Here is a 22,781-nt window from a genome sequence, read left to right as displayed (position 1 = left end):
GAGTGCAACAAATTTACGTCACCTTGACGGAGAATTTATGACGCGACAACAAAATGATTGCGTGAAAAAGTAAAATACGGCCCGCTTAAGACACGAAATCTCCGCGAAATGTCCGGTTTGCAATAAAATCTGCCGGACGGCCGGAGATGTCACCGTCGCACCAATGGACTGGAGATTGCCTGATGCCGCAGAACCGCCTCACCACCTATTGCAAGTTGAGCCTGATGATGGGGTGCAGCCTGTATGGACTTGCGGCCACGGCAGCGCTGGCGCAAACGACCCCCGCCACCAGTGAACCGGTCTCGGCCGAAGAACCGCAGGTGGTGACGGTTGTGGGCTCACGCATCCCACGGGTGCGCAAGGAAGGCCCGGCTCCCGTGACCGTCATCACCTCTGACCAGATCCGTGCCGGCGGCTTCGCTAATGTGCCGGATGTGCTGAAGACCCTCACCCAGAACAGCGGTGAAACACAGAGCATGCAATCGGGCAACGCGGCCGACTATTCGCCGGGGGCCCAGCAGGTGAACCTGCGCGGCCTTGGCCCGAACCATACTCTGGTCATGGTCAATGGCCGCCGCGTCGCCGACTATCCGATGCCCTATAACGGCGATTCAAACTTCACCGATATTTCGAACATCCCGCTGGGCATGGTCGATGCCATCGAAGTGCTGAGCGGATCGGCCTCGGCCATCTACGGTTCGGACGCCCTTGCCGGTGTCGTCAACTTCAAGCTCAAGCAGCACGCCGACGGCACGACCTTCGACTACCGCTACGGCTGGACCGAACAGGGCGGCGGTGCCTCACACCGCTTCAATGCGTCATCCGGCTTTGACTTCGGCAAGTTCCACGGAGTCTTCGGCGGCGAAGTGATGATCCAGGACCCGGTCTATGGCTATCAGCGCAAGCGTCAGGACTCGACCGCCGACGCCCCCGACCCCGCCTATCAGATGGGGGTGACCAACTGGCTGCGCGTGGATTACGATGTCTATGCCATCAACCCGTCGGCTGCCGATTGCGCGCGCACGGCGTCCACCAATGGCGGCACCACAACGGTGCAGAGCGACCCCTATTATGACGGCACCTATTGCGGTTCGCAGACGGCTCAGGGCTATCGCACCGTCGTCTCAGACCGCAAAAGCGCCAACTTTGTCGGGTCCTTCACCTACGACCTGAACGACAACACGCACCTCTTCCTTGACGCGCAGGTGGGATTCAGCAAGCTGAAGCTGCTCAAGCGTCCGTTGTCGTGGGGGTATCAGGACGCCGACGGCAATGATGTGGGCGACTTCTACAATGCCCACGCTTCTCGCGAAGACACCGATAACTGGTACCGTATCTTCACGCCGGAAGAGATGGGCGGGCTGGACCGCGCCATGCGCACGGTGGACTCGAAAACGATCACCCTCACGCCGGGCATCCGGGGCACCTTTGCTGAAAAATGGACGTATGAGGCGGCCATCAGCGCCAGCGCCTATAACGCCAAGGTGACCTTCCCCATGATCAATGTGGCCAAGGCCAATGCGCTGTTCCTTGGGCCGCAACTGGGCATGGATACGGATGACGCCTATCTGGGCGAAGATGACGGCTACGGCCTGCCGGTGTTCAACGCCAACCCGACACGCTTCTACACGCCCCTGACCCCGGCGGAGTTCGAGTCGATCCGTGAAGAAAGCGTCTATAAGCCGCGCTCATCGGTTGTTCAGGCCTCGCTGCAACTGGGCACGCAGGAGCTGTTCCAGATGCCGGCGGGCCCGGTCGGTTTCAGTGCCATTATCGAAACGGGCCGTCAGAACTTCAATCAGGGCACCGACCCGAAGGCGACGCAGCCCTACTATTTCAGCTGGGTGGACTTTACTTCCAAAGGGCATCGCACGCACGCAGCCGCGGCCGTTGAATTCTCCGTGCCCCTGCTCTCCACCTTGCAATCCAGTCTGGCGGCGCGTTACGACACGTTCGACTATGCCGGCAATAGTGTGGCCGAGACGACCTATAATATTGGCCTGGAATACCGCCCATTGGACACCCTGCTGTTCCGGGCCGCCTGGGGTACGGGCTTCCGCGCCCCTGACCTCAACTACGTCTATCGCGGCACCGGCTTTGAAGAAGGGCGCGCCACCGACTACTATCAGTGTATTCAGGATGGAGACTACCCGTCGGACTGCGGTCGCGGGCCGCGTATTCGCGTCCGTACCGGCGGCAATCTCAAGCTTGAGCCGGAAACCTCGGAATCGTTCAACACCGGTTTCGTCTGGGCCCCAAGCCGCGCTTTTGACATCAGCGTGGATTACTTCAAGATCGACATGAAGGGTCAGGTTGAGGATCTGCTGGTCAACAATCTGACGCGGACCGAAGGCGAATGCCGCGCCGGCCTGCAAAACATTAATACCCCGACCTGTCAGGACGCGATTGCCCGCGTTACGCGCGATAGCGACGGCGATATCACGCAGGTCTTCGTCAGCCCGATCAACGTGTCGGTGGAAAGCACATCCGGTGTGGACCTGTCGGCCCATGCCCGCCTGCAAACCCCCATCGGCAAGCTAAGCCTGACCGGCAACTATACGCACACCATCGACCACGACTATACGCGCTATGTGGGCGACCCGGCAATCAACAAGCTGGCCAACGATTCCAGCTACTATATTCCGCGCGACAAGGCCTCGATCACCGCCAATCTGGAGAAGGGCGCGTGGAGCTTCAATCTCTCCGGCAACCATCTGAGCCGTCTGCCAAACTACGATGAAAACGCCTGGGTCGGCTCCTACACCACCTATAACGGCTCGGCGCAGTACAAGGTCAATGACAAGGTGCGCGTCTCTCTGGCTATCACCAACCTGTTCGACAAAAAGCCGCCCTCTGACACGACGTGGGTCAGCTACCCCTACTACAACACAAGCTGGTACGATGGGATCGGCCGATCGGGCTTCCTGCAGGTGACCTATAAGCTGGATTAAAAAACGAAAGGCCGGGAGCGATCCCGGCCTTTCTGTTTTACAAATCTCCTGCCTGATAAACCACCTGACCACCGACGAGGGTCAGCAGGACCTTTGTGCCGCTGATCTCTTCGGGGGGAATGGCGAACAGATCACGGTCAATAACGATCAGGTCGGCCATCTTGCCGACTTCGATTGAGCCCACTTCGCGCTCCTGATGCAGACTATAGGCGGCATTGATGGTCATGGCGCGTATGGCCTGTGTCAATGACAGGCCGGGGTCAACGCCCAGACGTCCAGGATATTTTTGCGCCTCCGCCCCAACGGCGCGCCGCGTCACCGCAATTTGCAGCGCGAGCCATTCGTTGAGCGTATCCACCGGCCAGTCGCTGCCGAACACGAGGCGCGCCCCGTAAATCTCCAGCAACCCCGAAGGTTCAAAGAGCGCGTGGCGCGCAGGTCCCAGATAGTCGCGGACGCTGTCCACCGTATCCGGTCCCGGCTTGCCCCACTGAAACGACAGCACCGGCAAGGCATTCAGTTCACCAAAACGGCTGTAGTCAGCCGGATCGACCAGTTCAGCGTGGGCAATCGCCGGGCGGACAGGGCTTTGCGGACGCGCCGCGCGCAAGGCGGCCACGGCATCCAGCGCCTGACGCACCGCGCCGTCACCGTCGGCGTGCATATGCGCATCAAGTCCGGCATCCGCGAGGCGGATCAGGGTATCCTGCAACTGGGCGTCGCTGAAATAGGGCTGAGGGCCCCGGCTTTTGCCTGGCCGCCAGTGTGGGACGGCTGCCGTACCGGCATTCTCAAAATAAGGCGCCAGCATAACCCCGGTCAGTGACGGCGCGGCCACCACCCCATCCAGAAACAGCTTGGCGGTATGAAGGCGCAAGCCCGGCTCGGTGCCTTTGGCAACCCGCTCATAGGTCTGCTTCTGGCGAACCACCTCCGCCACGGCCTTACCGGCGTCGTAATCCGTGCCCGAATCGATCAGCACCCCGAAATGCCCGCGCGCCGTGAGTTCACCCGCGCGCATCACCTCGCCATAGGCCGTGAGGGTCTCAATATCGGTGTAGGCGTCAAGGAAGCTCGTAATCCCCTGCGCACGCATCATTTTGAGAGCGATCCGGGTCGCCTTGAGATGGGTCGCCGCGTCCGGCGGCGGGACGTGCTGGCTGATCAGGGCCTGCGCCGCGTCTTCGAAGCGACCGGTGGGCGCGCCATTCGCATCCCGCCGGATAAGGCCATCCTTGGGGTCAGGCGTGTCGCGGGTGATGCCCGCGATGTCAAGGCCACGCCGGTTGGTCAGGTTGGAGTGACCGAACGACGAGCGGACCATGATCGGTCGCGTGGTCTTAAGCCCGTCAAGATCGGTGTGGCTTAAGACCGTGCCTTCGGGCTGCATGGCCTGTTCGTACCAGTTGATGACCGTCAGCCAGTCCTCAGGGCCAGCCCCCGGCTCGGCGTCGAGACAGTCCTGAATCTTTGCCTGAAACTGGGGAACCGTCAGCGGCTCATAACGCAGATTGCAACTCAGTTCGCGCAAGCCTCCCGATTGCGGGTGCATATGACCATCGATCAGGCCGGGCAGGACCATGCGACCTTTGAGATCAAAAGTGCGCGTCTTGCGTCCGATCAGAGCCTTAGCCCCCCCATCATCGCCGACATAGACGATCCGCCCATCACGCAAGGCGACGGCCTGCACAACCGTGTCGGAGGCATCGACCGTATGGATGCGCCCGTTCACAAAGGCCATATCCGCCGGTCTGGGCTTGGCCAACGCGGCTGAGGCACAACAGACCAACACGACCACAACGGCGTAAAGCGTTTTCATGAGGGTATCTCCTGACCAGCCATACATATATGTCTAAGCGAATTTAGCGTTGGCGTTAAGGTGCCTTGACGTCATATGCGGCCAATGGACACCGCAGCGGTGCAGGGCTAAGGTAAGCGTCGGATTAGTCTGGATTGCCCGTATGCGCTCACGTCTTTTTAGCCTCGCTGCCTTCGTCCTGCTTACGCTGGCCACGCCGCTTTCCGCCGCTACGACCTATACCGGCGACCGCATCGACGGCGTGAAGGTCGTTGACAGACTGGAGGTCGCGGACCTGCCCGCTGGCAAAACCCGATTGTGGTTCCGCGTACTCGACACCTCTATCGGTCAGGGCTGGTATATTCCGGTCGTGGTGATCAAGGGCGCGAAACCGGGGCCGAAACTGCTGCTCACCGCCGGCATCCATGGCGATGAGCTGAATGGCATTGCGGTGATCCATACGCTGGCGGAAACCCTCAGCCCGGACAGCCTCAGCGGCACCATCGTGGCCATTCCGGGGTTGAATACGCCAGGCCTCCTGCATTCTACACGCGGCTTTACCTCTGACGTGATCGGCACCGGCGGAGACAATCTTAACCGCCTGATGCCCAGCGTACCCCATCCCGATGAAGCGACAGGCAACCCGGCCACGCGTTACGATCATCGCATCTGGACCCAATTGTTTGTCGGGAATGCCGACTTCGCCGTTGACCTCCATACCCAGTCGCGGGGGACCACCTATCCGGCCTATATCTTTGCCCAGACGGGCGAGGCGCGCAAAATCGCCGACGCTCTGAAACCTGATGTCATCAATATGGACCCCGGCGTCGATGGCGCTGTTGAGAACATGCTGAACGCCATTGGCGTACCGGCCGTAACCTACGAACTGGGCGCGCCCGAAACCTTTGACGAGCCGATGATCGCACGCACCCTGTCGGGCCTGCGCAATCTGATGATCACGCGTGGCATGCTGGCGGGTAAGGCCGAAGGACCGGGCAAGCCGTTTGTCGGCAACGCAATTGGCAATGTCAAATCGCCGAAAGGCGGCTGGGCCCGCCTTAGGGTGAAGCTGGGTGATACGGTCACGGCCGGACAGCCTCTGTTCACCGTGCACAACCCCTTCGGCGACACAGTGGCGACGATCAATGCCCCCCGTGCGGGACAGGTTCTTTCCCTGGCGACCGATCCTCGCATTGAACCCGGCGATTGGGTGGTGCGGCTCATCTGGTGGGACGACACGCTGCCCTGCAAAGCTGATGGCTGTCCTCCCGGCTCCTCTCCCGCAGAATGAAGTGCAGTCGCTCCAACCGTTAAAGGGGCAGATTTCCGGGGCAGGCGACTCAAATGACCGGTCTGGATCATTATGATTTCTGGTAGAAACATAATGATCCAGCTTTTGTTTTACCCCTCGCCGGGCGGTGGCTTGCGCCACCTTGGCCGCGGCGTCAATGGCGGCTTGAGAGGAATGATTCCATTAGAAATCACTCCTCTCTGAAAACCGAGACGCCTGCAGCGACGAAACGCAACACATTGCGATCAACAGGCAATTCACGACAGTCTTGCACCTGGGATGCCATGCTCGCCCGCGTTGGAAATGGGTTAGCGGAAAGCTATACCACCGGTCCTAAAGGGATGCGTGCAGGGGAAGGTCTGGTGCGCATAGTTCAGGGTTGAGAACGGGCTTCCCGCTTACGTGTCAAGGGCGGCGCAAAATTCGGCCACGGGGCGGCGCAAAATCAGGCCAGTTGAGTCGCGCGTATGGGAGGGCCTGGAGGGCGTAGCCCGTAAGGGGCTCCCATACGCGGGCGGCTCGTTTTTCCGGGGGATTAGGGAGTGGGTCTGGCCTTGCGGGCGCGGCTATGAGCCAGACGATAGCTGTCGCCATTCATCTCAAGGATGCTGACGTGGTGGGTCATGCGGTCCAGCAAGGCACCGGTGAGCCGCTCGGATCCGAAGGTTTCGGTCCATTCATCGAAGGGCAGATTGCTGGTGATGAGGGTCGAGCCGCGCTCGTAGCGCTGTGAGATCAGTTCGAACAGTAACTCCGCCCCGGTTTTCGACAGAGGCACGAAGCCCAGTTCGTCGATGATCAGGAGCTTGTAAGCCGCCATCTGCTTCTGGAAGCGCAGAAGCCGGCGCTCATCGCGCGCTTCAATCATCTCGCTGACCAGGGCCGCCGCCGTTGTGAAGCCGACGGACAGGCCCTTCTGGCAGGCGGCCATGCCAAGCCCTATGGCGACATGGGTCTTGCCCGTACCGCTGGGCCCAAGGGCGATGACGTTCTCCCTTCGCTCTATCCACTCGCAACGCGCCAGTTCCAGAACCAGCATCTTGTTGAGTCTTGGGATGGCGGCGAAGTCGAAGCTGTCGAGGGTCTTCTTCGCGGGGAACCGGGCGGCCTTGATCCGCCGCTCGACTATGCGCCGTTCCCGATCGATCAGCTCCATCTCAATAAGGCGGGAGAGGTAGCGGACATGGTCTACGCCTTCGAGGGCGCAAAGCCGGGCCAGTTTCTGATGTTCGCGCAGAACGGTGGGCAGCTTCAGCATCTTGAGCTGAGCGCCCAGCAGGATTTCGGGGACGTCCGTGCTCATGCCGCCGCCTCCGCACACCCCAGCAGGCCCATATAGGCCGACACGCGCGTCGTCTCGACGGTTGCCCGCGGGAGATAGGGATAGACATCGAGGTCCAGCCGTGGCGGGCGCTGTTCGATACGGCACAGAACCAGATGCTTGACGGCGTCGAAGCTGACCGCGCTAAGAGAAAGGGCCTGCTTCACCGCGGCGGTCACCTCGGCCAGCTCGAAGGTCTCCAGGAGGCGCAGCACCTGCACATACTCGCGCTTGCCATGCTTGCCCATGCGCGCTTCCATCAGCCGGCGCAGGGTGGCGAACACATCGGGCAGATCCCAACCCTGTAAAGGGGCCGCCTGATCAAGGGCGTTGATCTTGCGTTCGATCAAAGGCAGGTAATGCAAGGGATCAAAACTGACGTCTTCCCGATCATAGCTACGGGGATGACGGGCGATGATCTCGCCGCGGCAGCCGATGACCACCTCGCCGACATAACCCCGGATCCACACCTCCTGATGGCCGAAGCTTACCGGGACGGAGTAGTCATTGGTCTTATAGCGCACCAGAGCCTGTGACGAGACTTGCCCACTGGTCTGGTCACAGGCCTCGAAGGCGGGGGCCGGTAGGGGATGCATAGCCGCAAGGTCACGCTTCAGCCGCTCACCAATCGTCTCGCTCTCACCGCGCAGGGTGTCGTTCTGGCGCAGCCGGCACTGCGCTTCCAGCCACGCATTGAAGGCTTCCCACGTCGCGAACCGCGGTATGGGCACCATGAAGTTGCGACGGCTGTAGCCCACCAGGCCTTCGACGGCGCCCTTGTCATTGCCCTTGCCGGGACGGCCATAACGGTCCTCAATAACATAGTGCGACAGGAAGGCACTGAACAAGGTCGCCCGTTTGCGCGTCCCATCGGGCAGTATCTTCGCCACCAGGCAGCGGTCGTTGTCGTAGAGGATAGACAGGGGCTTCAGGCCGAAGAAGGCAAAGGCATGGACGTGGCCGTCGACCCACGCCTCGGCGGTGGCCGCCGGATAGGCCCGCACATAGGGGGCGTCGCTGTGCGGCAGGTCGAAGGCGAAGAAATACGCCTTCTGTTCGACGCCACCAATGATCACCAAGGCTTCGCCGAAGTCCGCCTGCGCATGGCTAGGCGGGTGCGCCAACGGTACGAACATCTCCCTATGTCGGCGCTCATGGTCGCGGACGTATTCCTTGACGATCGTGTAGCCGCCCGTGAAGCCGAACTCGGTTCGTAAACGATCGAATATCCGCTTGGCCGTATGCCTCTGCTTCAGCGGCATCGACCTGTCCGCTTCCTTGATGCTGTCGATGATGCCTGTGAACCCGTCCAGCTTCGGGCGCTTGATCTCGGCCTGGCGCCGGTACCCCGGCGGAACTGAAAACGACAGCATCTTGCGTACGGTGTCGCGCGACAGGTTGAAATGCTTCGCCGCTTCACGCTGGCTCATGCCCTGCGAACAGGCAAGCCGAACCTTCAAATACAAATCCACGGTGAAAATCCCCGGCCCTCCATGCGACTCGCTGAAGGGCGATAGGTGGACGACTTTTACACCACCCGCAGCGAAACGATTCCGCCGCTTCCGTGGTAGGTTTTTGCACCGGCGCTTATACCCTTGCGCTCCATTTCATAAATCGTGCTGTCACTAAGCGGCACGATCTCTTTCAACTCGTCCCTTCGGATAGGTCGTTGTTCTGAGGAAGCCACTGCCAATCCCTTTCGTCTTGAAGCATTTTTATGGCTGGGGTACCTTTACGCAACCCCTCGGGGAAGCCGCGGGTGCCCAGGGGTAAGAAAACGTGGTTGAGGACTACAGGCTGGGGTCAGGGATCTCCCAGTCCACCGCGGGTGGCACGAGGACAGGCATGTATTTGAGCCCCTCGATCCAAGCATCGATCGTGTTCGCCCATTCCTGAAGCATATGGCGACGCTGCCGTTCATACTCAGCTTTGTTATAGGTGCCGCGCGACGTGCGGTTGTCCTCATGCGCCAGGGCCTTTTCAATCCAATCCTTATTGAAGCCCAGTTCATTCAGGAGGGTGGAACCTGTGCGTCTCAGGTCGTGAACGGTGAAAGGCTCCAGTGGCAGGCCCTCCCTTTTTGCCCGCTCTACGACGGCGGCAGTTATTCGGTTGAAGGTGGCATTCGACATCGGTTGATCAGCCTCGTAGTGAGACGGAAGCAGGTAGGGCGAATTGCCGGCACAGGTTTTCAGAGCGACCAATATGTCCAGCGACTGTTGCGACAGATATACATTGTGGTCGCGGTTCTTCTTCATTCGCTCCTTGGGGATGCTCCATACCGCGTTCTCGAAATCGACCTCATCCCAGGTCGCAAAACGTAACTCGCTCTTGCGCACCATTGTAAGCAGTAGAAACTTCATCCCAAGACGGATCGTCGGCAGGGTCGCGATATGCTCATGCTGGCCGAACAGAACGCGTATCTCCCGAGGCGATAACGCCCGGTCTCTGGGAACGAAGGTTGCGATGGTGGATGCGCTGACTTCATCGGCGGGGTTAGCGACTTTTTCGCCCCGGGCAATTGCAAACATGTAGATCAGCCGAACGATCTCGCGCGCGTGGATGGCGGTTGCCGGGGCGCCCCGCGCCTTGACCTTTTCCAGCATCACGCGCAGGTCGGGGGGACGTATTTCGGACATCAGGCGCCGATCAAAAACCGGGAGGATGTCGCGCTCATACACGGAGCGACGCATGGCCCTGGTGCTATCGGCCATCCGATGTTCCAAGAACCATTTTTCGGCCCACTCGGAAAAACTCTTCGCAGCCTTGCCGCGCTGTTTCTCCCGTTGCTTTTCGAGCGCTGGCGATAGCCCCTCTGCGATGGCCCGCTTAGCGTCTATCAGCTTCTCACGAGCCCGTGCCAGGGAAAGTCCTGCGCCACCGTAACGCCCCAGCGTCAGGGTCTCTCTTCGCCCATTCAAACAGTAGTCCAGCCGGAACGTGATCGACCCCGTCGGCTGGACGATAACGTACATACCGTCACGGTCGGCAACCTTATAGATTTTATCCCTTGGTTTCAGACTCTTAAGCGCAGCGTCTGTCAGCATGACCTCGCCTCCAAAGCGGTAATATGTTAAGAAACGAGACAAAAAATACCGTCACCCCGAAATCGCACTTTCGGAAGTTGTTTTCTCTCGTTTTTACAGTGAGTTAGGGCAAAAAAAATACCGTCAGAGCCCTTAGCACCCTGACGGTATATTTATTTCTCGGCGGTATCAAGCTGACGGCATACCCTCGTCTACGCCGTCACACTATTCGAGCGCACATCAAAGGCTGCCGACAGAACTCGAAAATTTGTTATTTAAATACAAGAGATTATAGCGTATTTGAGGGTATAAGAGGGTGCAAAAACGGGCTCGTTTTTATTCCCACTCGATCGTGCCGGGAGGCTTGGAGGTCACGTCGTAAACGACGCGGTTGACCCCCCTCACCTCGTTGACGATGCGCGTGGCGCAGCGGCCCAGTACCGGCCACGGGAACTCATAGAAGTCCGCCGTCATCCCGTCCGAAGAGGTCACGGCGCGCAGCGCCAGCACATCCTCATAGGTGCGCGCATCGCCCATGACACCCACGGTTTTCACCGGCAGCAGCACGGCAAAGGCCTGCCAGATATCGTCGTACAGACCCGCCTTGCGGATTTCATCGAGGTAGATGGCGTCGGCGTCCTGAAGCGTCTTCACCTTTTCCGGGGTCACTTCGCCGGGGATGCGGATGGCTAGGCCCGGTCCGGGGAAGGGGTGCCGACCGACAAAGGCTTCGCTGAGGCCCAGTTCCCGGCCCAGAGCGCGCACCTCATCCTTGAACAGTTCGCGTAGCGGCTCGACCAGTTTCAGCTTCATATAGTCGGGCAGACCCCCGACATTGTGGTGGCTCTTGATGACGGTTGATGGCCCGCCGTGCGGCGATACGCTTTCGACCACGTCGGGATAAAGCGTGCCCTGAGCGAGGAATTCCGCACCGTCGATTTTGGCAGCCTCTTCGTCGAAGACCTCGATAAACAGGCGGCCAATGGTCTTACGCTTCTGTTCCGGGTCGGACAGCCCCTTGAGCGCGCCCAGAAACTTGTCCTGTGCCTGCACATGGATCAGCGGGATGTTGTAGTGATCGCGGAACAGCGACACCACCTGCTCGCCTTCGTTCTTGCGCAACAGGCCCGTATCGACAAACACGCAGGTCAGTTGCTCGCCGATGGCTTCGTGGATCAGCACGGCGGCGACCGACGAGTCCACCCCGCCCGACAGGCCGCAGATAACGCGCCCCGATCCGACCTGCGCACGGATCTTTTCGATCATTTCCTGACGGAAGGCGGCCATGGTCCAGTCGCCCTTAAGCCCCGCGATCTCGAACAGGAAGTTACGGATCATCTGGGTGCCGCGCACCGTATGGACCACTTCGGGGTGGAACTGCACGGCGTAGAAGCGGCGAGCCTCATCGGCGATGGCGGCAAACGGCGCGCCTTCGGAGACAGCGATAACCTTGAAGCCGTCGGGGATGGCGGTGACGCGATCGCCGTGGCTCATCCACACGATTTCCTTGTCACCCGGCTTACCCAGACCGCGGAACAGCGGCGTATCGGCGGCGATTTCGATTTCGGCGCGGCCAAATTCGCGGTCATGGCCGCTTTCAACTTTACCGCCCAAAAGGTCGCACATCAGTTGCTCGCCATAGCAGATGCCGAACACCGGCAGGCCCATATCGAACAGGGCCTTGTCGAGGGTCGGACCGGCTTCGACGACGCTGTGCGGCGACCCGGACAGGATGACCGCATTGGGGGCGACGCTTTTGATCGCCTCGGCCGCCTTGGTGAAAGGATGGATTTCGCAATAGACGCCGCATTCGCGTACGCGACGCGCGATGAGCTGAGTCACTTGCGATCCGAAATCAATAATCAGGACTTTTTCGTGATGCGACATACGCCTGTCTTTCTATGGGTTTTGGAACCACAGATTACACAGATTACACAAATTAAGGGTCGGGCGGGGCTTATCCGCCTCCTTGGCGCGAAGCGCCCAATCTGTGTGATCTGTGTAATCTGTGGTTAACGACCTTTCTTACGGCTTGCGCCGGTATAGCGAAACGAAGAACCCGTCGGTGTGGCTGGTTCCGGGGCTGAGGCGCAGGCGATGGCCCTGCGCAATCTTTTTCAAAGTCTCCGCCCCTTCCGGGGTCACCGCGGCGCCATCCAGCGCTTCGGCGACCGGGCGCGGTGTGAAGTGAGGGTGGTCGGCTTCGAAGCGGTCGGCGGTCAATTCATTCTCGTCCGGCAGGATCGAGCAGGTGGCATAGGCCAAAAGCCCGCCCGGCTTCACAAGACGCGAGGCACGGTGCAGGATGGCGCTTTGCAAGTCATGCAGGCGCGCCACCTCTTTTTCTTCCAGCTTGTGCGCGGTTTCGGGCCGGCGACGCCAGACGCCTGAGCCAGAGCACGGCGCATCGACCAGCACCAGATCGGCCTGGGCTTCGAGGTCTTCCATCCCCTCGCCGTCCGGGCCAAGCTGGCGCAACTCCGCCTCCAGACCAGCGCGGGTCAGGCGGGGTTTGATATTGTTGAGGCGCGTCTTTTCGACGTCGGAGGCGATCAGACGACCGGATGTTTCGCCATTTGGCCCTTGCATGGCTTGCAGCAGGGCCAGAGTCTTGCCGCCGCCTCCGGCGCAATAATCGACCACCGTCATGCCGGGCCGGGCGCCGGCGAGGAAGCCCGCCAGTTGCGAGCCCTCGTCCTGGATCTCGATCGTGCCCTGCCGGAAGGCGGGCAGCGCGCGCACATTGGGCGGTGGATCGGCGGGCAGGCGCACGCCAAAAGCCGAAAACGGCGTCGGTTCGGGTCTGTAGCCCAACATTTCCAGCCCGGCGATCAGCGGTGCACGATCCCCATTGACCCGCAGGTCGATAGGGGCGCGCGGTAGCATCAGGGCCTCGGCCTCTTTCAGCCAGTCATCGCCATAGACGTTTTTGAGGCGTTCCACGACAAAGGCCGGCAGGCCGGATTCCAGCCATTGCGGCGCTTCGCCATCCCCGGCCTCAAGTCGCTTGCGTTCCGCAACTGATAGTTTTTGCGGCGCATAGCCTTCGCCGGTATAGAGGTCGTCGATCTCGGAAAGGCTTACGCCGTCAAGGAAATGCAGCGCCCCCAATACCAGCGCGCGGCCCGCCGACGAGTCCATTGCAAAAGACAAGCGTTCGCGCGCGCGCAGGCACTGATAGACCTTATCGGCGATGGCGCGGCGGTCCTTTGACCCGGCGTAGCGGTTGTTGCGGCCCCAGTCCTTCAGCACCTCTTCGGCCGGACGGCGCGTCTTGCCCAGAAGGTCGAGAATATCGGAAGCGGCTTGCAGACGGGCGGCGGGGGTCACTCTTTATCCTTACGCAAAACAGGTCCAGACGCACATGCCGATACCGACCAGCGAGAGGCCGTAGAAGGCACTGCGCAGTTTGGTGCCCAGGGCATAGGCCGGGAAATAGGCGACACGCGCCAGCAGGTAGATATGGGCCCCCAGACGCGACACGTCATTCGACTTGCCCGCAAAGGCCAGGGCAATGACGATCACGGCGAAAAACGGGAAGGTCTCCAGATAGTTCTGATAGGCGCGACGCATCCGCCCGGCGGCGGGGCCAACGTCAAAGTCTTCGTCGCGGGGGCTGGCGTTCCACTGAAAATAGCCCGGTTTGAAGGCGGGCGCGACAGCAGCGATAAGGATCTGAGCCACGCCCCACAGGGCGGCAAAGACCAGAACCTGTAATTCCACCGTCATGCCCGCTCTCCCTTACTGGCGATAATTCGGGGCTTCGCGCGTGATCATCACGTCGTGGACGTGGCTTTCGCGCAGGCCCGCATTGGTGATGCGCACGAACTTCGCCCGCTTCTGGAACGCTTCGATGGTCGGTGCGCCGACATAGCCCATCGAGGCGCGCAAGCCGCCAACAAGCTGATGGATGACCGGAGCGATGGGGCCCTTGTACGGCACCTGACCCTCGATACCTTCCGGCACCAGCTTCATCGAATCCTGCACGTCCTTCTGGAAGTAGCGGTCGGCCGAGCCGCGGGCCATGGCCCCGACACTGCCCATGCCGCGATAGGACTTATAGGAGCGGCCCTGATAGAGGATGATCTCGCCCGGCGCCTCTTCGGTGCCCGCGAACATCGACCCCAGCATGGCGGTCGAAGCCCCGGCGGCAATGGCCTTGGCCAGATCGCCCGACAGCTTGATACCGCCGTCGGCGATGATCGGCACGCCGGAGTCTTTTGCGGCGCGCACACAGTCGGCCACGGCGGTCAGTTGCGGCACGCCGACACCGGCGACCATGCGCGTGGTGCAGATCGAGCCCGGCCCGATCCCCACCTTGACCCCATCGGCCCCGGCGTCGATCAGGGCGCGCGTCGCCTCATAGGTGGCGACGTTACCCGCGACGATCTGAACGTGGTTGTATTCGCGCTTGAGGCGCTCAACCGCCTGCCCGACCAGCGACGAGTGGCCATGCGCCGTGTCGATGACCAGCACGTCCACCCCGGCGTCGATCAGGAACTGCGAGCGCTCATAGCCGGCATCGCCGACGGTCGAGGCCGCCCCGACCAGCAGGCGGCCGGACTCGTCCTTGGCCGCGGTCGGATAGGCCTGTGCCTTTTCCATGTCCTTGACGGTAATCAGGCCGACGGCGCGATAGGCGTCATCGACGACGATGATGCGCTCGATGCGGTGCAGCGCCATCAGTTCGCGCGCCTTGCTCTGGTTGACGCCTTCGGTCACGGTGATCAGAGCGTCGCGCGTCATCAGATCGGCCGCGGTCTTCGAGCCATCGCTTTCGAAGCGGATGTCGCGGTTGGTGAGAATGCCGACCAGCTTGTTGGTGTCGCGCTCAACCACCGGGAAACCCGAAATGTGGCGCCGCGCGATGATGTCACGCACTTCGCTGAGCGTCGTTTCGGGATGGATGGTCACCGGATTGATGACCATGCCCGACTCGTAGCGCTTTACTTCGCGGATTTCCTCGGCCTGACGCTCATTGGACAGGTTGCGGTGGATGATCCCCAGACCTCCGGCCTGCGCCATTGCCACAGCCAGACGCGCCTCGGTCACGGTATCCATCGCCGATGAGACCAGCGGGATGTTGAGTTTGATGGTGCGGGTGAAGCGGGTCTTCGTATCGACCTGAGTGGGCACCACGTCCGAAGGACCGGGCTCCAGCAAAACGTCGTCGAAGGTTAGGCCTTCGCGTATATCCATAAGGGACTCTCCATTTTGCGGGTTGGGCTTAAGCGAAACGCCGCGCCGCGTAAAGAGGGGGCGCGTCACTTTTGGGGAAATATTGTTTCAGACGCGCGGATCAGGGCGGCAAACCTTTGCTTAACCGTGTTTGTTGGCGGCCTGTTCAGCCTTTGCGGCTAAACTGTTCACAGCGTCCCCCTTGCCTGCCCTGACTGAAAGTCGCGCCCATGAGCCAGTTGAAAATCCGCACCGAGTACTGCATCGCCTGCTGGCTGGTGGAAATGTCCTATGGGCTGACGGCCTTCTTCCGTCAGGCGCGATTTAAGACGATGATGCGCGCGCACCGCCTGAAGCTGAAGCTGGCGGTTTAATTCCCCATTCTTGCGCCTGTCACAGAGGCGGATTAGCCTGCGGAGAGTTCCGGAAGTACTGATGAAGCGTCTGTTGATTGTTGCGACCCTTGCCCTGTCCGCCAGTTTGAGCGGCTGCGCGCTGCTTCCCATCGCTGAGCCCGCGCGGATCGATTTTGTCGTCATCAACGACACCCCTTACGACGATACCGACCGCGCCATGCTGGCCAAAGCCATACCGGCGGTCAAAGCGCAAACGCCTCCCTTTATCCTGCACGTCGGTGATACGCAGTCGGGCGGCGAAGTCTGCGGCCCGCCGGATGCGGCCTTCGCCAAAATGCTAGCTGATCTCAAGCCCATTCCGGTCTTTTACACGCCCGGCGACAATGAATGGACCGATTGCGACCGCAAGGATGATCCGGCGACGGGGCGCAGATTCTCCGAATTGCACAGGCTTGAGGGCCTGCGTCAGCGCGTCTTTGCGACGCCACCGGTCAGAGACACCAAGTGGCACTATGCGCAGCAACCGGACATGCCGGAAAATGCCCGCTTCGATTACGGGCGTTTCGTTGTGGTCACGATGAATGTGGTCGGCACCAATAATGGCCGTGATCTGGTCATGGGCGACGATCTGCGCGTGGCCACCCGCGCCGCCGATGCGCGCGACGCCCACAATGTGGCGTGGCTGAAAGCCGCCTTTGCCCATGCGCGCAAACGCGGTGCCGCAGCGGTCATCGTCGCCACTCAGGCCGATATGTTCAATGAAAAGGCGGAGGCGCGCTTTGTCCCCTGTCACGATGTGGCCGCCGACGACAATCGCCTGTGCGATGGCTTTTTGCCGGTGCGCGCGGCCCTGATTCATGAGAGCCGCGCCTTCGGCAGGCCGGTCTTCCTGATCCACGGCGATACCTCGCCCTTTACCCTGACTCAGGGCGACCTGCCCGGCAACAGCCTGACGGACAAAGCCGGCAATCTGTGGCGGCTGAACGCGGCAGGCGACGCCGGAGCGGACAAGGACAAAAGCTGGGGCGTGCGCGATGTGACCACGGTCAGCGTCGACCTGTCCAAGGCGCAGCCTATCTCGGCGCGCGGCCTGCTGACCGGTGAAGTGCCCGGTCGTGAGACGCCGGGACCGGACACTGATTGAGTTATTTGCGCTTTTTCAGACGCTTGGCATTGGCGACGGCACGGCTATGCACCGGTTTCAGGCCGTGCTCGGTCAGGGCCGCCGCCTTACCCGACAGGTCAGCGGCGTCATTGACCCCGCGCATCACGCTGTCGGCCAGACGCGCCTGATGCGTCAGGGCCTCGGCCGCCGAACGGCTGGTGGCCAGCGCCGTCAGGCTGTAGCCCATATCCATCATGTTGTGAAAGGCCTGCGTGCTGACCTCTTGGTTGAGGTTCATCCAGTACTGGCTCATCGCCATCAGCGATTCGGTCCCGGCTTCGAGCTTTTCCTGCCCCATCAGGGTGAATTCGCGCTGATCCTCCGCACTGGGGATGGCGTCGGCATTGGCCATGCGGTTGACGCGGTGGGTGATGACCTCCGCCGAAGCCATCAGCATTTCCGAACTTTTGAGCGCCAGAGACGTCCAGGCAAAGAACGGATTAAGCGGTAATTTGGTCATTCGTTTCCTTGGGGTACGCATACTGTTTATGGAGCCGGTTCGGCTCTGGTTATATTCCGGTACAGAGATAACACAGGAACACGAAAACCATAATAGTTTATGCGGTAGCGGCCGGGCCGGTTGAGCTGGCCCTGAAGATCGGAAGAATCGAACTTCAGATAGTGCAGGCTGTCGGTATTGCGGAAGGTTCCCGACGTGGTGAAGACCAGATAGACGTCTCTGCCGCCTTCACGCTTGGTGGTTGTCCCCGTCACCTCGACCACCGCCTCACCGTGGCTCCAGTAGGGGGTGGTCACCCAGCCCACGAACATAAGACCGATAACGGTGAGCGCGATGCCTGCGATGCGTAAGGTCTTCTTCATGCCATTATATTTCAATAGACCCAGCTAAAGCGGCAATACGGTTCTTATATCGCACGACGGGATGGAGGATCAGGCATGAACAATCGGGACCGGGCGTTTGTTAGTCTGTTGTGCACAGCGACCGTCACGGGATTTGGGGGCACCCTGCTGGCGGGGATCATGACTATCCAGTCCCTGTCCCGCAGCCCTGAGGATGCACCCGGCCTGCTAGTTTTACCTTTTATGGTGCCTGTTATTGGCATGGGCTGCACCCTGCTGACCCTTATTGTGGGCTTCCCCCTGGGGTGGGGGCTTAAACGGCTGCGACTTCTGAACGGGCTCACGGCCTCAGCCTGCGGGGCTGCCCTTGGCGCCGCTATCGGCGTCTGGATGGTTGGGGGGCAGATGGCTAATGAGGGAGATAAAGTCGTTAAACTCACCACAGCGATTGGCACATTAAGCGCCTTCACGACCTATGCCGTCTGGGCGCGCACGGGACGCCGCAAGGCCATACCTGCCCCCTGAATCGTCCCCGTAAAGCCTACCCCTTGAACCCTTGGGCCACGATGTAGATTTCCGACGAATCCGCCCGGCTCGATTTCGGCTTGAAGTGCTTTACATCGCGGAAGGCGAGTTTCAACTTGAGCAGCAGATGCTCCGTCTCACCGCCCTGAAAGGCCTTGGCGACGAACGCGCCGCCGGGCTTGAGATTATCCAGCGCGAAATCCGACGCCAGTTCCAGAAGCCCCATGATCTTGAGGTGGTCGGTTTGGCGGTGACCGACCGTATTGTGCGCCAGATCGGACAGCACCACGTCCGGCTTATCGCCCATCATCTCCATAAGCCGCCCCGGAATGGCCGGATCGGTGAAGTCGGCTTCGATCATGTCGGCACCGGGAATGGGATCGACGGGCAGCAGGTCCACCCCCACCACGTGCGCCGCACCCCGCGACTGCGCCATCTGTACCCAGCCCCCCGGCGCGCAGCCCAGATCGACCACGCGCGCGCCGCGTTTGAGGATATGAAAGCGGTCGTCGATTTCCTGTAGCTTGAAGGCCGCGCGCGAGCGCCAGCCCTCAGCCTTGGCCTTCTGCACAAAGGGGTCGTTCAGTTGCCGTTCCAGCCATTTGGCAGACGACTGCGTGCGCTGCTTGGCGGTCTTGACCGCCGTGTGGCCCTTGGCGCGACCGGACAGGTTGCCGCCTGCGGGCGGCTTGACCATGCGGCGGCGTGGTTCTTCGGGGGTATCGTTACTCATGCGGCGTCTATAACGGGTTTTGCCTCACACGGAAAATCATTTTGCCGCCATGACGGGTGCGTCTCAAAGCGAAAAAGCCTGATGAATGCACCGGATAGGATTTGTCAAAGCCCGACGAATAGCCTATTTCAGCCGCAAACTTGGAGCATCCGCCGGCTCAGTTGAGCCGCCGTATCGCTCAATTTTTTTTACAACGCCTCATGTTTTTCCGAAAAGTGGTGCCCACTTTTCGGCATGAGGCTCTAAACAGGAGCCCCCATGTCCGAAGATCTGGAAAACACCCTCATTCTGACGCTGGAAAGCGGTGATGTGCGTATCAAGCTGCGCCCCGACCTCGCCCCCAACCACGTCGCCCGCATCAAGGAACTGTGCCGTCAGGGCTTCTATGACGGTATCGTCTTCCACCGCGTCATTCCGGGCTTCATGGCTCAGGGCGGCGATCCGGAAGGTCAGGGCTATGGCGGCTCGGGCAAGAAGCTGAAGGCCGAATTTTCGCGCGAGCCGCACGTGCGCGGCGTTTGCTCGATGGCGCGTTCGCAAAACCCCGACTCGGCCGACAGCCAGTTTTTCATCTGCTTTGCCGACGCCCGCTTCCTCGATGGCCAGTACACCGTCTGGGGCGAAGTGACCGAAGGCATGGAACACGTCGATGCCCTGCCCAAGGGCGAGCCGCCGCGCGCGCCGGGCAAGATCGTCAGTTTCAAGGTCGCCGCTGACGCCGCCTGAGGCGTGTAAGCCCGCTTTGACAGAACCCGCCGGTCGGACACCTGTCCGGCCGGTTTTTTGTTTGTGGACAGACGTGTGTTAGGTTAAGACAACGGTGTCGCCAACATTCGGAGCCTGCCCTATGACCCCGCGCTCCCGTCTGAACTTTTCGCAGAACGACGAACAGAAGCGTATCACTATCCGCTACATCGGTGATGTGGACGGTCAGGAGATCGTCAACGGCATCGCGCGCTATCTCGAAAGCGTGGGCGAGGTCTGGCTCTACGACATCATCATCGATATGCGCCGCTTTGAGGGCTTTGTGCCCTTTGAGGAACTGGGGCGTCTGGCGCGTCAGTGGGCCACTATCGCTCAGGGCCGCGACATGGGGCGCAAGGTGGCCATCATCAGTCAGGACCCACTGGTCCTGGCGCGCGCCAAGGCCTATCCGGTCACCTTCCCCACCCGCGTCATCCGCATCTTTGCCGAAATGATCGACGGCGAAAACTGGATCGAAGGCAATGAAACCGCGTCTGAGGCCAGTGCGGACACGCCGCGCGCCTCTTGATTTTCGGCTCGCAATCGCCTTTTAAGCGGGCATGAAGGTTTCCGATTTCGATTTTGACCTGCCTGAGGATCGCATTGCGCTGCGGCCTGTTACCCCACGTGAGGCCGCGCGGCTGCTGCGTGTCGATGGCGAGGTGCGCGAAGACTGGCGCGTCGGCGACCTGCCGTCGCTGCTGAAGGCCGGCGACCTGCTGGTCATCAACAATACGCGCGTCCTGCCGACCCAGCTCAAGGGCACCCGTGAGCGCGACGGTCAGAGCGTGACATTCGAAGCCACCCTGATCAAGTCGCTGGATGGCCAGAGCTGGCAGGCCTTTCTCAAGCCCGGCCGCCGTATCCGCGAAGGCGACACCCTGCGCTTTGACGACCTGAGTGCCCGCGTCCTGTCAAAAGACGAAGACGGCGTCTATGTCTTGCGCTTCGATCAGGCGGCGTCTGAGGTGCTGAACGGGCTGCACCGGCTGGGCGGGATGCCGCTGCCGCCCTATATCCGCTCCAAACGCCCGGAAGATGAGCAGGACAAAAGGGACTATCAGACCGTCTTTGCCCGTGACGAAGGCTCCGTTGCCGCCCCCACCGCCGGGCTGCATTTCACGCCGGAACTGCTGCAAGCCCTGCGAGACAAGGGGGTACTGTTCGAAGAAGTCACCCTGCACGTCGGGGCCGGCACCTTCCTGCCGGTCAAGGTCGAAGACACCAAAGACCACAGGATGCACGCCGAATTCGGCGTCGTCTCGGCTGACTCCGCCGCGCGCATCAATGCCGCCCGCGCCGCCGGAGGCCGCATCATCGCCATCGGCACCACCGCTCTGCGCCTGATCGAAAGCGCCTGCGATACCAAGGGCCACATCCATCCGTTCAGCGGCGACACCGACATCTTCATCACGCCGGGCGTGCCGGTGCGTTCGGCTGATATGCTGTGGACCAATTTCCACCTACCGAAATCGACCCTGTTCATGCTGGTCTGCGCCTTCGCCGGCACCGAGGCCATGAAGGCGGCCTATGCACACGCGATCGACAGCGGGTATCGCTTCTTTTCGTACGGCGATGCGAGCTTGTTGATGAACAGATCGAAGTAAGATGCAGGGGCCACAGGCCCCTGCACCCCGAAACTTGGAGCGCAACACCGACGATAGAGCGCGAAATGTAATGGGGTGCAGGGGTCTGCGACCCCTGCGTCTTTAAAGACTTTTCGCTTTAAACCACGGCACCATACGCTTCACCGCCTCTTCGACCTCGGCTGTTGAAACGGCAAAGCTGAAGCGGATAAAGCGGTGCCCTGCGACCGGATCGAAGTCGATGCCGGGGGCTGTGCAGACGCCGGTATCGTTGAGCAGTTCCTTGCAGAAGGACAGGCTGTCGTCGGTCAGGTGCCCGATATCGGCATAGATGTAGAAGGCCCCGTCGGGCGGTGCGATGCGGCTCAGCCCCAGTTGCGGCGGGGCGTCGAGCAACAGACGACGGTTGCGGCGATAGGTTTCAACGTGCCCGTCCAGCTCAGAGCGGCTATCGAGCGCGATCAATCCCGCGTGCTGGCTGAGCGACGGCGCGGTCAGGAACAGGTTACCGACATAGGCGCGTGCGATGGCCACATGGCTTTCGGGCGCCAGACACCAGCCCAGCCGCCAGCCGACCATGCTGAAGTATTTGGAGAAGCTGCTGACCACCCAGGCGTCCGGCGCGTATTCGAGCAACGACCGCGCCGGGGCCTCATAGGTCAGGCCATGATAGATTTCGTCCGACAGGATGCGGATACCGCGCGCTCGGCACGCCTTGGCAATGGCCTTGAGTTCGTCCGGCCCGATCACCGTGCCGGTCGGGTTGGCCGGGCTGGCGATAATCACCCCGTCCGGGGCCGGATCGAGCGTGCTCAAAGCCTCGGCGGTCAGTTGAAAGCGCACCTCCGGCCCACAGGGGATTTCGACGGGCACCATGTTCAGCGCCTTCAGCACATTGCGGTAGGCGACATAGCCGGGCCGTGCCAGCGCGATACGCGCCCCCGGCCTAAAGCCCGCACTGAGCGCCAGCACCAGAGCGGGCGACGCCCCACAGGTGAGAATAAAGCGCTCCGGATCGACGCTGACGCCGTAGCTGTCGAGATAATGCTTCGCCAGCCGCGCCTTAAGCGACGTGCTTTCCCAATAGCCCATACCGTCGCTGTCGAGAATGCGATGCGCGGCCTCAATGGCGGCTTTCGGCGCGCCGGTGGAAGGTTGTCCGAACTCCATATGGATGATGGAGCGTCCCTGATCCTTAAGGGCGTGAGCCAGCCGACTGATCTCGATGGCGTAAAAGGGGGCAATATCTGCGGTCATACCCGCTTATAGCGCAGGATGCGGTGTGCGCCAGATTGCCCGACGAAGA

General features: G+C 61.0%; 20 protein-coding genes. 8 read left to right on the top strand and 12 right to left on the bottom strand.

From position 1 onward, the window contains the following. Positions 1 to 146: 146 nt before the first annotated feature. Positions 147 to 2,951 (top strand): TonB-dependent receptor domain-containing protein, encoded by a 2,805-nt coding sequence (locus tag EM6_RS13380; RefSeq protein WP_232037174.1) that lies wholly within the window; start codon positions 147 to 149, stop codon positions 2,949 to 2,951. A gap of 37 nt (positions 2,952 to 2,988) precedes the next feature. Here EM6_RS13380 and EM6_RS13375 read toward each other — a convergent pair whose 3' ends face one another. Next, entirely contained in the window at positions 2,989 to 4,770 is a 1,782-nt protein-coding gene (locus EM6_RS13375; protein WP_126423657.1) for an amidohydrolase, read from the bottom strand. Positions 4,771 to 4,912: 142 nt separating this feature from the next. Between EM6_RS13375 and EM6_RS13370 the strand changes: the two genes are divergently transcribed. Then, positions 4,913 to 6,040, top strand: a complete 1,128-nt coding sequence (locus tag EM6_RS13370) for a succinylglutamate desuccinylase/aspartoacylase family protein (RefSeq protein WP_126423656.1) — start codon at positions 4,913 to 4,915, stop codon at positions 6,038 to 6,040. A 535-nt stretch (positions 6,041 to 6,575) separates the two neighbouring features. On the opposite strand, the gene istB is transcribed toward EM6_RS13370, so the two are convergent. The 7 genes from istB to guaB form a co-directional block, all read right to left on the bottom strand. Further along, positions 6,576 to 7,343 carry an IS21-like element helper ATPase IstB gene (istB, locus tag EM6_RS13365; RefSeq protein ID WP_126423655.1) on the bottom strand — a complete coding sequence of 256 codons (768 nt, stop codon included), beginning with the start codon at positions 7,341 to 7,343 and terminating at the stop codon, positions 6,576 to 6,578. Beyond that, the gene (istA, locus tag EM6_RS13360; protein WP_126423654.1) at positions 7,340 to 8,833 is read right to left on the bottom strand and encodes an IS21 family transposase; all 1,494 of its coding nucleotides are present in this window, start codon (positions 8,831 to 8,833) and stop codon (positions 7,340 to 7,342) included. The genes istB and istA overlap by 4 nt, the downstream gene beginning before the upstream one ends. A 318-nt stretch (positions 8,834 to 9,151) precedes the next feature. Continuing rightward, positions 9,152 to 10,408: a tyrosine-type recombinase/integrase gene (locus tag EM6_RS13350; RefSeq protein WP_126423653.1), complete on the bottom strand. Its 1,257-nt coding sequence runs from the start codon at positions 10,406 to 10,408 to the stop codon at positions 9,152 to 9,154. A gap of 315 nt (positions 10,409 to 10,723) precedes the next feature. Continuing rightward, positions 10,724 to 12,274 (bottom strand): glutamine-hydrolyzing GMP synthase, encoded by a 1,551-nt coding sequence (guaA, locus tag EM6_RS13345; RefSeq protein ID WP_126423652.1) that lies wholly within the window; start codon positions 12,272 to 12,274, stop codon positions 10,724 to 10,726. A 138-nt stretch (positions 12,275 to 12,412) separates the two neighbouring features. Next, positions 12,413 to 13,717: an RsmB/NOP family class I SAM-dependent RNA methyltransferase gene (locus EM6_RS13340; RefSeq protein ID WP_126423651.1), complete on the bottom strand. Its 1,305-nt coding sequence runs from the start codon at positions 13,715 to 13,717 to the stop codon at positions 12,413 to 12,415. A 9-nt stretch (positions 13,718 to 13,726) separates the two neighbouring features. Then, on the bottom strand, positions 13,727 to 14,116 hold the full coding sequence (locus EM6_RS13335) for an MAPEG family protein (protein WP_126423650.1): 390 nt from the start codon (positions 14,114 to 14,116) through the stop codon (positions 13,727 to 13,729). A 12-nt stretch (positions 14,117 to 14,128) separates the two neighbouring features. Further along, entirely contained in the window at positions 14,129 to 15,586 is a 1,458-nt protein-coding gene (gene guaB / locus EM6_RS13330; RefSeq protein ID WP_126423649.1) for an IMP dehydrogenase, read from the bottom strand. Between the two features lie 209 nt (positions 15,587 to 15,795). On the opposite strand from guaB, the gene EM6_RS17410 reads away from it, so the two are divergent. Together EM6_RS17410 and EM6_RS13325 are read left to right on the top strand one after the other, a co-directional pair. Beyond that, the gene (locus EM6_RS17410) at positions 15,796 to 15,939 is read left to right on the top strand and encodes a hypothetical protein (RefSeq protein WP_172961266.1); all 144 of its coding nucleotides are present in this window, start codon (positions 15,796 to 15,798) and stop codon (positions 15,937 to 15,939) included. A gap of 61 nt (positions 15,940 to 16,000) precedes the next feature. Beyond that, a complete protein-coding gene (locus tag EM6_RS13325; protein ID WP_126423648.1) occupies positions 16,001 to 17,065 on the top strand; it encodes a metallophosphoesterase in 1,065 nt (354 codons plus the stop codon). Position 17,066: 1 nt separating this feature from the next. On the opposite strand, the gene EM6_RS13320 is transcribed toward EM6_RS13325, so the two are convergent. Continuing rightward, complete coding sequence (locus tag EM6_RS13320; protein ID WP_126423647.1) at positions 17,067 to 17,546, bottom strand: polyhydroxyalkanoate granule-associated phasin; 480 nt, start codon at positions 17,544 to 17,546, stop codon at positions 17,067 to 17,069. 26 nt (positions 17,547 to 17,572) lie between these two features. Continuing rightward, the gene (locus EM6_RS13315; protein ID WP_126423646.1) at positions 17,573 to 17,908 is read right to left on the bottom strand and encodes a DUF1523 family protein; all 336 of its coding nucleotides are present in this window, start codon (positions 17,906 to 17,908) and stop codon (positions 17,573 to 17,575) included. A 75-nt stretch (positions 17,909 to 17,983) separates the two neighbouring features. On the opposite strand from EM6_RS13315, the gene EM6_RS13310 reads away from it, so the two are divergent. Beyond that, positions 17,984 to 18,412, top strand: a complete 429-nt coding sequence (locus EM6_RS13310; RefSeq protein ID WP_172961265.1) for a hypothetical protein — start codon at positions 17,984 to 17,986, stop codon at positions 18,410 to 18,412. 16 nt (positions 18,413 to 18,428) lie between these two features. On the opposite strand, the gene EM6_RS13305 is transcribed toward EM6_RS13310, so the two are convergent. Beyond that, complete coding sequence (locus EM6_RS13305; protein ID WP_126423644.1) at positions 18,429 to 19,145, bottom strand: RlmE family RNA methyltransferase; 717 nt, start codon at positions 19,143 to 19,145, stop codon at positions 18,429 to 18,431. A gap of 258 nt (positions 19,146 to 19,403) precedes the next feature. On the opposite strand from EM6_RS13305, the gene EM6_RS13300 reads away from it, so the two are divergent. The 3 genes from EM6_RS13300 (at position 19,404) to queA (ending at position 21,496) form a co-directional block, all read left to right on the top strand. Next, positions 19,404 to 19,871 (top strand): peptidylprolyl isomerase, encoded by a 468-nt coding sequence (locus EM6_RS13300; RefSeq protein ID WP_013480115.1) that lies wholly within the window; start codon positions 19,404 to 19,406, stop codon positions 19,869 to 19,871. Positions 19,872 to 19,992: 121 nt separating this feature from the next. Then, a complete protein-coding gene (locus EM6_RS13295) occupies positions 19,993 to 20,418 on the top strand; it encodes an STAS/SEC14 domain-containing protein (protein ID WP_126423643.1) in 426 nt (141 codons plus the stop codon). Between the two features lie 31 nt (positions 20,419 to 20,449). Further along, the gene (gene queA / locus EM6_RS13290) at positions 20,450 to 21,496 is read left to right on the top strand and encodes a tRNA preQ1(34) S-adenosylmethionine ribosyltransferase-isomerase QueA (protein ID WP_126423642.1); all 1,047 of its coding nucleotides are present in this window, start codon (positions 20,450 to 20,452) and stop codon (positions 21,494 to 21,496) included. A 102-nt stretch (positions 21,497 to 21,598) separates the two neighbouring features. Here queA and EM6_RS13285 read toward each other — a convergent pair whose 3' ends face one another. Further along, positions 21,599 to 22,732 carry a pyridoxal phosphate-dependent aminotransferase gene (locus tag EM6_RS13285; RefSeq protein ID WP_126423641.1) on the bottom strand — a complete coding sequence of 378 codons (1,134 nt, stop codon included), beginning with the start codon at positions 22,730 to 22,732 and terminating at the stop codon, positions 21,599 to 21,601. Between the last annotated feature and the right edge of the window lie 49 nt (positions 22,733 to 22,781).

This window comes from Asticcacaulis excentricus, assembly GCF_003966695.1.
Classification (GTDB): Bacteria; Pseudomonadota; Alphaproteobacteria; order Caulobacterales; family Caulobacteraceae; genus Asticcacaulis; species Asticcacaulis excentricus_A.
Note: the sequence above shows the minus strand (reverse complement) of the source record. Positions and strands in the feature narration are given on the sequence as shown.